The following is a 12,849-nucleotide window of genomic DNA, read 5'->3' as shown; positions in this document are numbered from 1 at the left end:
AGCTGTTATATTTGAAACAGCTCCTTAGTAAAAAGTTCATTCGCGAAGGACATACTATAACTCAAACGACACTGGAGGCCTTTCAGGCCAAATAATAATGGGTGGCTCTGAAGAACCTTTTTCGCACAACCAGCTTACTTCATAATCAGCACACTTGCCATCTGTTTGATGTTTATTCCAGCAGAATAATCCTTTTCTGGGAGAGAGTAGCAAGCGTTCTTTTAGGCTCAAATAAGGCTGTCCTGTTTTGGAGCGCGCTTTTATGCGAATGGGGTTGGCACAACCTGCAGGCATTTCTAAATCACCAATAAAGTTTGCCTGGTGCTTACTTTGCCAGCGGCTCCATTGGTAGTCTGCATAACGATCGGCAGTTGTGGTGCAACCAGATTGGTTGTTGGTTGAATCAATATCGCCATCAATACTGCCTTTAATGCAGTTGATGTCTAACACGGTTCGGTACTGTTTAATATTATTATTTGGAGCTAACATTTCCAGCTTGCCATTTTGAAGCTGTAACACTTGGTAAAAGTTTACTTTAGGAATAAAGTTGGTTTTTACTTCTTCTGCACTGTTCGTAGCAGATAAACGATTTCGACTGGTTCCTGAAGGGTCTCGTCGTCTAAGGGTAAGATGGGTTTCAGTAAATAAGGCTGTACTGAGCGTGTCTTGTAATGACAGTGTTTCACCTAATTCTTCAACTTTACCTGGCGTAAGTGAGTCAGCAAATTGAATACCACACTGACTGATATCATTACATTTCAGTAGCTCTGCCATTTTGGTACGAACATCCTCTCTACTTAATAGTGGGTTCATACCTGACTTTAACTCTCTAAAAGTAAAGTTATAGAGTTTTATCCAGTCTACATTTAGCTTGATAATATTCAGTGGACGGTCACTAATAGTCCAGTCGACAACCCCTGTTAATAAATGATTCCATGGGCTGCCATTGTTTAATAAGTCTTGCAGGTGAGGCTTCCAGCCAGGCAGGGTGATCGCATCAAATGGAATTTTAGTGCTGGTGCTGCCTCGTTCGTGTAATTGTGTTTCCAAGCTATACAGAAGATTAATATTAATATCATAAACCTGGTCAGTTCCCTTTATTTTGCATAAAGGCATAGTCACATGAGACTCGCTGGAATGCTCAACAGGAATTTTTTCTATCTTGCACTCTAGTGCTAGTTGACCGTTAATAACATCAAATGCTGTAGCAATGAAATTAAGCTGAGCAAATTGATGTCTTGCTGGTTGTATTGATGTGTAGCCAAGCTGCTTAGCCTCTTTTTTGAGTTGCTTAACTAAAGCACCGTTTTCAACGGTAGAAAAAGTACCACCAAAGCCAACCATTTCTTTATCGGTAAAAGGCTGGGTTAATCCAAATAGGGTTACTGCGTAAAAGTTAGGTAAGGTTTCGTTAGTATTTATTAGGTTGTTATTACTTACATTGGCCATAGCTGAAGGTGCGATTCTTTCAATGCCACCAAAGCGGGAAATGTAAAATAGCTTTTTTGAGTTGTTTGGATCAGTGATTAGATGAAACTGACTAATAATCTCAGCTGAAAAATTTGCAGATAAACAGGATAGAGGAATATAAAATAACAGAAAAAGAAGTAGTTTTACTTTCATAGAACTTCCTTGTGATATCAGTGTGATACCAATCAGATGTTTATTATTTTTAATGATACCTTTTTAAAGAGTGGTACCTTTAGAAAGATGGTGCGAACTTAATGAAATAGAGACTACCATAATTTAAATAATGTAGTAATGTCTCGCATAACATTTTTCTTTGTGTTATATGTACACTCCTTCATGAAAACTACTATTATTGACTTGTATCAAAAGGCATTTTTTTAGCTATGTAAGTCTTTCCTTTAAATGCACCCAAAAGGACTTGAGAAAGTAAACTTAATAAAAATATTTTATGTGGAGAATCACTAACTTTTATTAGACAAAAGTCTAATTTACAGTGCTTATACCTAACAAATAGCATCACTGGCGCCTAACTAGAGAGAGTGTAGTAATTGGCAGTAAATGTGTGGTAGTTGGAAGTAAAAACAACAAGAGATAGCTCCGTTTATATTATTGAAAATTTAATATTAAGTTAGGTGCTCCATTCATTAACGTTAGTATAAATATTACTCATTTTTTCTACAAGGAAGGAAAGTCATAATGAAATTAGGCAAAACTCTTATGGCGGCCGCTGTTGCAGCTACTATTCAGCAAGCCGCTGCAGCTCCCATTAGTGAAAGCCCTGATGTACAATTTTCAGCGCGTATTTACGATAACTTTTATTTACTGAAAGACGGCGTTGATCAATCAAAAATTTATTACATTCCAAAGCGTGGTAATGTGGCTGTACAAGGGGTGACTAGCTCTCTACCAGTACCTCGTTTTAATGTATTTCACCGGTTTCAGCAGTCAGGTTATTTTGCTGGTGAAACATTAAGTTATTTAGGTGGTTCTTTCTCTACCCTGGGTGATTTAGATGCAGTTCAAGCATTATTAGATGAAGCCAATAGCTACGGCTTGAGAGCGTATCCTGCACCTGCTACTGAGGCTAGAACTACTTTCTTATCAACAGGAAATCAAATCGATAATGGGCGTTTAGATATTGCTTGTTCTAATGAAAAGTTGACTATAGATCAAAATGGTCAGCAACGGCAAATTGAAGTACCAAAATGTACCATGTTAAACAGCGATAGTGGTGAATATGATCTAAGCACTAACGTAATGTATCGTTTTAGAGCAATGATGCCACCTAGCCAAACAGTTGTTAACCAAGACTTACCATTCCAAGCAGTAACGACTCCAGGTTGGGATCAACAAATTGATGGTGTTTTAATGAGTGGTGGGCAATGGGATAACATTCTGACTGCTCGGATTGACTGGAAAATTAAAACGGATGAAAAATATCATGCAGTCAAAGTAAAAGTTGACTGGGGTAAGTTGTTTAAACAAGCCAGTCAATTTACCAGTCAAAACCAAAATGCTAACCAAGAGCAAGAAGTACAACAGTTCTTCCAGCAGCAAGCACAATGTCAAGATGTTTCTCAGTGTGGTGCAGTAGTCCAGTTCCAACAAAACGATGGCTCTTTTGGTACCGTTGCGCCTGAAGATGATCGCTATCAACAAGCTGCTGATGTATTAAGAGATAAGCTGCAAAATGAACTGTTCAATGAAGTAGCTGCTTTCCAACAACAGCAAGAGCCAACTCCCACAGGTCAGCAACAGCAGCAGTGGGATCCAATCTATACCATGAAATCAAACTATGACAAGTTGATTAAAGGTAAAGAGGACTATGTGTATTACTATACTCCAGGGGTAATGCGTAATTATAACACTACCCTAAACTTCAGCTGTATGAAGCGTCAACCTATGGGACGGGTTGTTTGGAATATGGAAGACCCAGGTTGCTTAGCATTAATTGGTCAAGACTAAATAATAAAAAGTTGTAGTGGTAGTTCTGCGCTGAATGCTTTAAGCATTCAGCGTATAAGAGCCCCTCTAATAATTATATTAAAATACGGGAACAAGAAAATGGATGTAACAAAGCGTCTGCTATGCTGGATAAAATACTGGCTGTTAGTTATGCCTGCTTTGCTAATAACTAGTTTTTCTGTTGCTCATCCAATCAACTTTACTGATTTGGATTGGGGACGATTGATTGAAAAAGATAATATGGTATTTGTACCAATTAAGGACATCCAACGAGGCCCTATTTGGTATACAAAGTATAACAAGGTCGTTTCAAAACCAACGAAGGTCTTTGATTTTAAAAAAGTCGTTGTTTCGTTATACCCAAAAGCACATGAAGAAAATAAGTATTATTCATTTGTTCGGGATCATGATATCAAAGATGCCAAAGTTAATTTAATCCCTCCTGGACAACAAGGTTGTCAAATCGACTCTGAAGTAGTTGCACACTTCAGCCATTTACCAGAAAGCTATCAACCGAAGTTATTACCTGGAAATTATCCTTATTTATGTGAAGTCATGGTTTTTTATTTACCGGAAAATCAGTCTGCTGTTTTTCGCCTGTTAGCGAGCAATCCAGTATTAAAGGTGAATATGAATATACCGGTTAGCTTTGAGTCATTGCCTCCTTTACCAACCCAAGAAATTATTGAGAACTTGTCATTTGAAGCGATTTTATCCTATTCAAGGCCGAATAAGGGATTTTGTACAAAAGATAAAAATCAACTGTTTTATTACAGTGCTAAGCTGGCACAAACTCATTCATCTTTATTTGTTTCTAGTGATCCTTATTTAGGATGGAAAACCTTGATTGACTTGTTTGTAGAGAGAAATGATCAATCATTCTGTATTAATAGCGATACCATGCTAGGCACTAACTATCTTAAGCGTACCATTCAAATTCGTCATTAGTCACAAACAATCCAATATTATATAAAAACCGCTAAACCTGCTCTAAATATATTTGGGTGGGATTAGCGGTTTTTTCTTTTTAGATGAAAATTTTTGTTGGCAGTTTGGTAAATATAATATTTTTTGTTGGTTTTCTGATTTGTTAGGCTGTTAGTTTTTTAGGAGATTTGTATTAAATTAGTAATACTTGTTATTCATAAAAAGTATATATTTGTTTAAGTATGTTAAATAGAAGGGTTGATTTGTAAAGTAGAGTGGTAGTTTGATTTGTGCTCAAATTACTAATAAAAACTACTTATGGGGTGAGTCTAATCAATTATTAGCGAGCCTTTAAAGATTAAAAATACCTACAGTTTATTCAATGGAATTGTAAAATAAAATATTTTCTATTCCTTCGGGGTGCAATAATGAACAAACAAGGATGTAAGTCAGAGATGCTCAAAAGTAAATTCACCGTTTCGCTACTTGCCATGGCTGTTTCTGCTGCCACAATGCAGGCTGTAGCATTACCCAAGCCTAACACTAATACTGCTAAATTAGACAAATTCCAATCCTATGCAATAAAAAATGATCCCCTATTGAAGGGGGTTAGTATCTTAGGAGATCATGACCCTAGACTTAAAGTGTTATATGTTTCTCCATCATCTAAAAAGACCCAAACTGGCTCATTTGAAATTAACAGTACCCCTGGTTGTAATTACTTACAAGGGCAATATAACATAACTTACAATATGCCTTCTGGTGACTTACAAGCTGCTGCTAAAGCAGGTCCTTTTTCACCTTATTTTGATAGTCAGTTTGGTAATTATGTCAGACAAACTACTATTTTAGATAAAATGGCCAGCAAAATAGCTGAGATAGATAGGCTAAAAGAACAAAATAAGGCAATAGTGGCTAAGTATACTAAGTATAAGTTTGAGTTTGATACTGCCCAAGCTGACTTTGATAAAGCCGATAGTGAACTAAAAGCCTTATCTTCTAAAATTACAGAACTCATTAGCTTATTAAGTTTAGCAACAGAAGAAGAGGAGATAACTGCATTAAAAGAAGCTATTGCTGCTGCTAAACAGGAAGCTAAAGAAAAAACACCTGAAGCAAAAGCGGCTTACAAAGAAGCTTATAAACGTTTGATAAAAGTTAGGCCGCTTTATAGCCAGGCACTTGGTGATTATCAGGCAGCAATACCAAATATGGAAGAAATCCAACAGCAAATATCGACATTGTCGAGTATTTTTGTAACGTTCAATAATAGTTCTATTGAAGCATGGAATAGAAGTGAGGAAATTAGACAAAAACTTGAAACAACACCAGTGGGCATTGCTGCTGCCAGTTATAGTATTTGGGGGCAAGAAGAAACATTACTTCGTGCAGCAGTGAATCGATACAGTTCAATTAATCACTTTTTCCATGGTTATACCGTATCTAGGCTCCCTATCTTTAATATTAAAGGGCATGCTAAGAGAGATATGAAAATAAATAATCATGTCTCAGGCTCTACTGCAGGTACTTCAACTTTATCTCATAGCACTGTGGGTGATGCAGGCAATAGTCATGCTGTTTCAACAAATACTGAAGTGCCTGAACATATGTTTACAAAAGATGGTGCGACAGTAGAGCCAGAAGCTAAAACACTCAAAAATAACGGGTCTGGAAATTTTAGAAACATAGTTACCCGTGGTGCATATTGTACTGGGTCTTCTACACCACAACAAAATATAGTAAAAGCGGAATATAAGGCTTCAAATTATAGCTTTAATCCAGAAATTACAGTGCCATATTATAAGTCAAGAAGCAGTAATGTATTGGCACAAACAGTTGCTTTTGATTACGATTACTTTGTTAAAACAGACCCTATTAATGTTAGCTGTCGGTTAGATATAGAGAAATTCCAGTCATTTATTGCATCAAAAGGCTCAAGCGGTTTCTTATTTTGGCGTAAAAGCTGGAGTGAAACTGAACGTAAGCGAATTGATAAGTCGGGTATGAAGTGTGATGTAGATATTTCACCCTCTGGTGCGAATCCAGATCCTCTCAAAGAGCGTCAACGTATAGAAGGTATACGGCAAATGATGATCAAGGAAATTGCTGCTGAGTTTATCCTGACCTATGCAAAAAGCTGGAAAGTATCGCAAAACTCACCTGTAGTACCTAATGGTGAAGGTGCTAAAGCTGTAGGCACTGCACTTATGTCACTCTGTGGTGGTAACATGTATTGTCAAGTGGGTAGTATTATACTCAAAAATGGTGCTGAACTATTTGGTAGTAATAAAGGTAGAACTAAAAATAAAGACTTCTTAAAAGGAGTTATTTCTCGTCATTATAAAGAGCAATCTTTCACCATTAACCATGGTACAGCAGTGGTAGATGTAAAAGTAAGACTATAATCAGCAGTTAAATAAGTAGGTATACTCTTGGCGCATGATTTTTAGGGTTTGTTGTTACTAAAAATCATTCGCTTTGACTATATGATCGCTGTTACCTGCTTTTTTTATTATCAGATATAGGTTGTTAATTGAAGATGAGATAATAGGATGTGGTATGTTGAAAAAAAGGATATTAGTCGTTACTGGTTTAAGTGTTTTAATAGGGTTGGCGGTAGTTTTTTGGCCTGTTCAATTAGAGAGAGAGGTTGATGGAGTCAAGCAGGAGCCTATCGTAAAGCTTGAGTATGAGTCAGTTGAAAATAAAATAGCTGAAAAGAAACCGACAAACAAAGTTATTGAAAAAAAAATGGACCTTAACGGTATGAAAGCCTATGTGGAAGAGCTAGATAATCATGGAATTATGCCTAATGAAAAAATAATAAATAGGATTGAAGAAAGAACTAAACAAGAAAAGCAGTACTTTGATGAGCAGGTTACAGCTGTTGACTTGTCGCTAGAGAAATATCAAATGCTCGAAACAAAACTTGCTGATATGCAGCTTAATATAGAAAATTACTCCCAAGAAACATTTGATGTTATAAATCAGGAGCTACAACAACTCACAGAACAGTTGTTACAGGAGCAGCAGATGATGTTGGAAGCTTATAAAATTTATAATAAAAGGTATGAAATTGTATCTCAAGAAGTACTAGAAAATTATATGGCTTATTCTATAGAAGATTAAAAAATGAAAAATATTTTATTCGCTATCATATTGGTTCTATTGCAAACTCAAAGCTATGCATTAACGAATGAAAAAAAAGAGCTTTGTGCCAAGATTATCCCAATTATCGACCATACAGTGTCTGCTACCTGGATTCAAGCCATTTATGATCAGCTTACTGAAGAGCGTAGTAATTGGAACTATCAAGGTAAGGAAGACGCGTTTTCATATAATATAGAGCCTGAGGGTTATAAAACAGTTGAATTCACTTGGCGCTATGAAGATGAAAGCTTACAAAGTATCAGCTGTACTTTTCCAGATAAATGGGTATTACGCTTAATTAATATGAAAGATATACTGGTTTCAGAGTCACTTAAAAATAATCACAAAGACTTAGGGCTTGGTCGTTATATTCGAGCCGTTGGTGGCTTATTATTCCAAAAAATATCGTTTACTGATCAAGCGCTTTCTCCAGTAGATTTAGTTTGGTATATAAATAGTTCAATTGATTTTAGTGATGTAGAAACAGGTGCAGTAACTGCTTTGTTAGCAAAGTACCCGTTTGTTGACATTAATCAAACGACAATAAAAGCTGACTTTGCTTTAGATACAGATGAACAGGTACCACTTGTTGCGTTAACGGTATCTAACCATCAAGACTTCAGTGATGAAATGCGTTGGTTATTGGTTAATAATGACGTGCGGCAAAGAATCGTTAATGGTGATTTTACAGGAGAGCACTTTCTGTTTCCGTATGCAGACTCATCAGCTAGTTTACCAAATAATGAAGACATGCAAGTTAGCTTTAATGAGTCAAAAATAGTACATTTAAATCGATTAAAACCTTTTGATATGAGTACTAGCAGCTATATCGATTGTGATGGCGCTTTTGGCCCAAAGGCTTGTTTGCGTATCATTCATAATATGTTTTACCCAAAGTTAGCTAAATTTGATGAAACAGAAAATGGTAAGCTATATATAAAAATGTTAATGAAGCTAAAAGATAACGGCTTTAGTATTAATGTTTATTCAGTTGATAAAAGTGGATTAGTGTCTTTAGAAGGGAAGGAGAAAGTGGCGCAACCAAGTGACATTGGTATTCCAGTTTTATTTTGATAAGTGTTGAGAAATATCTGTTAACTCCATCTGTAATAAAGGGTTTCTATAATAATAAGGTTAATGAGAAAATATGTTAAATAAAATAAATTATTTTTTTGGCGTTTTGTTGGTTCTGTTTTGCGTAAATAGTACGGTAGCTGAAACTAGTGCTCCGGAAGTAACCGAAACCATTTTAGATAATAATGGTGAGGTTTTTGGCTTTCTTACAACCGACCCAAAAGTGATTTATGTGGTGCCTAGGGAGTGGAGTATTCATAATCGTAAAGTTTTTCTTGAAAAAATACCTAGCACAAATGATTATGAGCTTTATTTTATTCTTGGACCTGACTTTAGAAAATCAGCAGCTAAGATCGCAGAAATTCAAGCCAGTAATCCAACTATTGTATTTCTACCGTTGCCAAAACAATATTCTCAGGCAGTGCTGAATATACCTGACGCCGTAGGAACGATACAAACAAGTTTAACGCCAGACTCTGTATTTAACCAAAGCCCTTTGTTGTATTACAAGTTACGGATTACTAAAGAGCAGTTAAACCTGTTTAAAATATTGACTCAAAATAACGCGTTTATGACGGGCTTGATTGAGTATAAGTTTCCGTCAAGAAATGAAATGTTTGAGGCGCTTGCTAGTATAAAGGTTGATTTTAGATCTTCAGACTTAGACATCCGTGATCGTAATGAAGAATATCATACTGAGTGGATGAAGTATCAGCTTTTTAATCGACATATTCGCTTGGACGGTGTCTTAGATAAAAAGTTTTATTTAGGTTCAGGTATATCAGTTGATATTACTGATAGTATATTTAAAGGGTATATGCTAGAAGATAAAACTGTAGTAAAAGTCAGTAATAAAAAAATCTATTTATTAAGTAGCAATAATATCCATAACTTTAAAGGCGAAGTATTTTTTCGAATACCACTCTTAAGCAGTAATATCACTGCTACCATGGATATTAGTATGGATCTCTACTTGGACTTGAATACACTGTCGATTTATGTAACAAAGCTTTATCCCAATAATATAAAGTTTAAAAATACCAATGTAGGTTCATTTTACATTAAGCTATTGAGAAAGTTTTTACAGCAGAAGTCTGTACTTGATGATTTATCTAAAGCGTTAACTAAGGAGTTTCAATATAGACTATTAAATCAGAATTTATTTATTTGATCTTGGTTGATAAGGACACCTTCGCGAATGGCTGTAACCCAGTTTTATAAATGCACCACTAGTAAGTTAGTAGGTGAATTATTTGGTAAGCATTCGCAAGGTGTATCAATAGCAAGTAGTTATATGAAATAAAAAATCGTATTACAAATAGTAATTACAGATACCTTCCTATCACTTTGATACCTCATGGTGGATGCCTGAAGAGCTTAAGCTTGAATAGGAGCTACTAGGCTACTGGATACAAAGCACTTGTAGCCATTGTTTCGGCAGTTGTGCTTGCTGCACTCATAACCTTGCTTAATACACGCTTGCTAGATGTCCTTAGTTGCTTATTTGCTAATGGAATCAACAGGCGGTAAGCTTGATGCTTTGTGTATTACAGGGAAGCCGTTGTTACCCTGTGCCCTAGGAGTTAGTCATAGAATGCTGCAATTACTCTATCAAGGTCAGATAGCCGCCTTTATCCTTCTACTGATTGCCATTGTGATGGCACTTACTTTTCATGAATATGGCCATGCGTTAACCGCCAAGTTATATGGGGATGATACTGCAGAGCGAATGGGGCGGTTAAATCTTAACCCCATGTCTCATATTGATCCGCTTGGGCTATTAATGGTAGCAGTCATTGGCTTTGGTTATGCCAAACCGGTTATGACTGATCCTCGTAACTTTACCTCTCGCTGGGCGAGCATGGTTGTTGCGGCCGCTGGGCCTGGTATGAACCTCTTATTGGCCTTAGTAACCATTAATTTATATGGTTTTGGGCTTGCTCAAGGGTGGGATATATTTGAGGGGCAAGGGCCAAGGCTCTTTTTTAGTTATCTCGCTATTATTAACCTGGTGTTGATGATTTTTAATTTGATCCCTCTAGGCCCTTTAGATGGCCATTACATTCTGCCTTATCTACTGCCTAAGCACTTGGCTGCAAAGTATCAGGAATACAATAGTCGCTATGGTATAGGGGTGTTACTGGTATTAATGGCACTAAGCATAATGGGAGTGCCAATTTTTGATTTTATTTTTAAATTGGGTATGACTATTTTACCTTATATCACCTTTGTTTAATCAACAGTGTTAGCTAAGAGGGGCAATCCCTCTTAGCGTCCCAGTCAGAATAATCTATTAGTAACGATACCCTGAGTCATATTCCGCTTTTATACTCACCCCTGAATAATTAGTAAAAGCATGTACCATGATATGGTAGGTCCCAGCGGGGAAGCTGTTAAAACTGCAAGACTCCCTTTGTCTTACCGTATAGGGACGACAGCCCCAGTAGTTAAAGCTTGGCTTTCTGTAGTATCTAACGTACATGTCAGCATCCCCTCTAGTATTTTCCATTGTAAACCTGAGGTTTCTTGCACCCTGAGGGACTGTGAAAGTGAAATAGTATTTGTGGCCCTTTCTAGCCGATAAATTTGTTTTAGCTATTCCATTGCTTAGTTGATTACCATTGTCTGGGTTCGGGTTCGGGTTCGGGTTCGGGTTCGGATTAGGTCTTGGATTTGGAGTAGTATTTGCTACACCTGTGTTATATAGCTTGTTCCAGGCACAGTATTTATTGCCATTTTTTTCTAACCAAAAGTAGTTGCAGTTTGAATCGTAGCTGTTTCTACCGGTACGGACTGTATAACCAGAAAGCTTAACACCATTTAAATGGAAGGATGAGCCGTTACGTTTTAGCGAGAAGTGCTGGTGAGGGCCTGTCGAACGGCCTCCGTTACAGAGAGCTTGAGATTGGTTATTGGCGTAATTGGCAATTCGCTGATTGCGTGAGACTGTTTGGCCAGTACGCACTTGAATGTTACTTAAATGGTAATAGGTAGTCGACCAGCCCCCTTCATGTACGATTTCTAACGAGCAGGATGAGTGTCTAACGGCTCTGCCTGGCGCCGCTGAAACTACCCAAATATTAGACAGGTTATCTCCCCAGCGACCGCCATTATTCAAGTCTAGTGATGACTGAGGATAACTTCCGCTACCCGTATTAGTGTGACTACCGCCGAAATACCAGTAGCTACCTTTGGGGTAGGGCAGTTGCAAAAGATTCGCCGGGGGGAGGCTAGCACGATTATAGTATTCAGCTGCTTGTGGTTGTTGGGCTTGAGAGCTTGCTGCTGGGAAGAGCTGTTGATAGGTTTGGTAAAAGCGGCTTAGCTCTGTTTGTTGATAGGCAGCAATGCCTTCTTGTTGATTGAGCTGAGCTTGAGAGTCAGTTGTTTTATCTTTCGCAGCAGATAAAAGTGCTTCTATTGATGACGCAAAAAATTCGCTGTGTTCTGCATAGTTTGCAGCACCTTGCTCAGTAGCCTGGTGATGTAAGGCTTCTGTTTGATAATAATGAAGTTTGGATAGACGAATGGCGACATCTCGAATTTGCTTTGAAAACCCTTTTTTATTGGATAATTTTCCCAACGGTTTCTTCAAAAGGTTGCTGTTAATTGGCTGGCTACTTACCATACCTGTTTGTTCTTCTATTAAAGTAATTAACACTTTAGGACTTATTGTTGAATACCCACTCCAGTGAGAAATGGTTTCTGCATAAGGTGATAAATGAGGGGCATTTTTATCAAGATAATCCTTAATATCAAAAGCAAGCATTTCTTCGGGAGTATAAATCAAATGGGTTGTTTCAAAATTATCAGCAAATGTGCTGGTTTCATTTGATTCATAACTTTCTGCATTTAGCGAGGTAATTGCTGAACAGCTAATACATATCATGCTAAATGAAAGTGCATGTAAAGTGGGTCGCATCCAGTTTGTCATAGATTATTGTCCTTAAGTTGCTTATAAGCAAAAATCAAATTGCTCTGTTAAGAACTTTCCTTAAAAAAGTAGTTATTAAATATAAGAATGGTGTAGTCATTAGCCGTTGACATAACTGCGTGGGAATATTGCATCTGAATGGAAGTATTACTATAGCTAGAAAATTATAAAGTGGCATATTGAAGATGCTGTATAAATAACTTGTCTATATCATCACAGCGATGCTGTTTTCTTATCGCTTTTGCCTGAGCCCATTTGTGTTCAATTGGATTTAAGTCAGGACTATAGGGAGGAAGGTATTCTAAGATAATGCCTTCTTGTTGGATTGC

10 protein-coding genes are annotated in these 12,849 nt (G+C 37.1%); 7 read left to right on the top strand and 3 right to left on the bottom strand.

Annotated features, from left to right (window positions below):
* Nucleotides 1-54 precede the first annotated feature (54 nt).
* Complete coding sequence (locus tag ORQ98_RS11905) at nucleotides 55-1,623, bottom strand: hypothetical protein (protein ID WP_274689032.1); 1,569 nt, start codon at nucleotides 1,621-1,623, stop codon at nucleotides 55-57.
* 543 nt (nucleotides 1,624-2,166) lie between these two features.
* Here ORQ98_RS11905 and ORQ98_RS11900 point away from each other — a divergent pair.
* The 7 genes from ORQ98_RS11900 (at nucleotide 2,167) to ORQ98_RS11870 (ending at nucleotide 10,822) form a co-directional block, all read left to right on the top strand.
* Nucleotides 2,167-3,435 carry a hypothetical protein gene (locus tag ORQ98_RS11900; RefSeq protein WP_274689031.1) on the top strand — a complete coding sequence of 423 codons (1,269 nt, stop codon included), beginning with the start codon at nucleotides 2,167-2,169 and terminating at the stop codon, nucleotides 3,433-3,435.
* 99 nt (nucleotides 3,436-3,534) lie between these two features.
* On the top strand, nucleotides 3,535-4,383 hold the full coding sequence (locus ORQ98_RS11895) for a hypothetical protein (RefSeq protein WP_274689030.1): 849 nt from the start codon (nucleotides 3,535-3,537) through the stop codon (nucleotides 4,381-4,383).
* Between the two features lie 407 nt (nucleotides 4,384-4,790).
* On the top strand, nucleotides 4,791-6,767 hold the full coding sequence (locus tag ORQ98_RS11890) for a coiled-coil domain-containing protein (RefSeq protein ID WP_274689029.1): 1,977 nt from the start codon (nucleotides 4,791-4,793) through the stop codon (nucleotides 6,765-6,767).
* Nucleotides 6,768-6,921: 154 nt separating this feature from the next.
* A complete protein-coding gene (locus ORQ98_RS11885) occupies nucleotides 6,922-7,491 on the top strand; it encodes a hypothetical protein (protein ID WP_274689028.1) in 570 nt (189 codons plus the stop codon).
* Between the two features lie 3 nt (nucleotides 7,492-7,494).
* Entirely contained in the window at nucleotides 7,495-8,586 is a 1,092-nt protein-coding gene (locus ORQ98_RS11880; protein WP_274689027.1) for a hypothetical protein, read from the top strand.
* A gap of 73 nt (nucleotides 8,587-8,659) precedes the next feature.
* Entirely contained in the window at nucleotides 8,660-9,757 is a 1,098-nt protein-coding gene (locus tag ORQ98_RS11875; RefSeq protein ID WP_274689026.1) for a hypothetical protein, read from the top strand.
* Nucleotides 9,758-10,180: 423 nt separating this feature from the next.
* On the top strand, nucleotides 10,181-10,822 hold the full coding sequence (locus ORQ98_RS11870) for a site-2 protease family protein (protein ID WP_274689025.1): 642 nt from the start codon (nucleotides 10,181-10,183) through the stop codon (nucleotides 10,820-10,822).
* Between the two features lie 57 nt (nucleotides 10,823-10,879).
* Here ORQ98_RS11870 and ORQ98_RS11865 read toward each other — a convergent pair whose 3' ends face one another.
* Both ORQ98_RS11865 and ORQ98_RS29600 read right to left on the bottom strand, forming a co-directional pair.
* Complete coding sequence (locus tag ORQ98_RS11865) at nucleotides 10,880-12,520, bottom strand: pre-peptidase C-terminal domain-containing protein (RefSeq protein WP_274689024.1); 1,641 nt, start codon at nucleotides 12,518-12,520, stop codon at nucleotides 10,880-10,882.
* A 164-nt stretch (nucleotides 12,521-12,684) separates the two neighbouring features.
* A complete protein-coding gene (locus ORQ98_RS29600; protein WP_425347684.1) occupies nucleotides 12,685-12,828 on the bottom strand; it encodes a transposase in 144 nt (47 codons plus the stop codon).
* Between the last annotated feature and the right edge of the window lie 21 nt (nucleotides 12,829-12,849).

This window comes from Spartinivicinus poritis (assembly GCF_028858535.1).
In the GTDB taxonomy this organism is placed as follows: Bacteria; Pseudomonadota; Gammaproteobacteria; order Pseudomonadales; family Zooshikellaceae; genus Spartinivicinus; species Spartinivicinus poritis.
The sequence above is the reverse complement of the archived record's forward strand: the minus strand, read 5'-3'. Positions and strand labels throughout refer to the sequence as shown.

Excerpts from the sequence above, each read along its gene's own strand:
- ORQ98_RS11870 (WP_274689025.1), top strand. The coding sequence starts at position 10,181 with ATGCTGCAATTACTCTATCAAGGTCAGATAGCCGCCTTTATCCTTCTA.
- ORQ98_RS11885 (WP_274689028.1), top strand. The coding sequence starts at position 6,922 with ATGTTGAAAAAAAGGATATTAGTCGTTACTGGTTTAAGTGTTTTAATA.
- ORQ98_RS11880 (WP_274689027.1), top strand. The coding sequence starts at position 7,495 with ATGAAAAATATTTTATTCGCTATCATATTGGTTCTATTGCAAACTCAA.
- ORQ98_RS11900 (WP_274689031.1), top strand. The coding sequence starts at position 2,167 with ATGAAATTAGGCAAAACTCTTATGGCGGCCGCTGTTGCAGCTACTATT.
- ORQ98_RS11905 (WP_274689032.1), bottom strand. The coding sequence starts at position 1,623 with ATGAAAGTAAAACTACTTCTTTTTCTGTTATTTTATATTCCTCTATCC.
- ORQ98_RS11875 (WP_274689026.1), top strand. The coding sequence starts at position 8,660 with ATGTTAAATAAAATAAATTATTTTTTTGGCGTTTTGTTGGTTCTGTTT.
- ORQ98_RS11865 (WP_274689024.1), bottom strand. The coding sequence starts at position 12,520 with ATGACAAACTGGATGCGACCCACTTTACATGCACTTTCATTTAGCATG.
- ORQ98_RS11890 (WP_274689029.1), top strand. The coding sequence starts at position 4,791 with ATGAACAAACAAGGATGTAAGTCAGAGATGCTCAAAAGTAAATTCACC.
- ORQ98_RS11895 (WP_274689030.1), top strand. The coding sequence starts at position 3,535 with ATGGATGTAACAAAGCGTCTGCTATGCTGGATAAAATACTGGCTGTTA.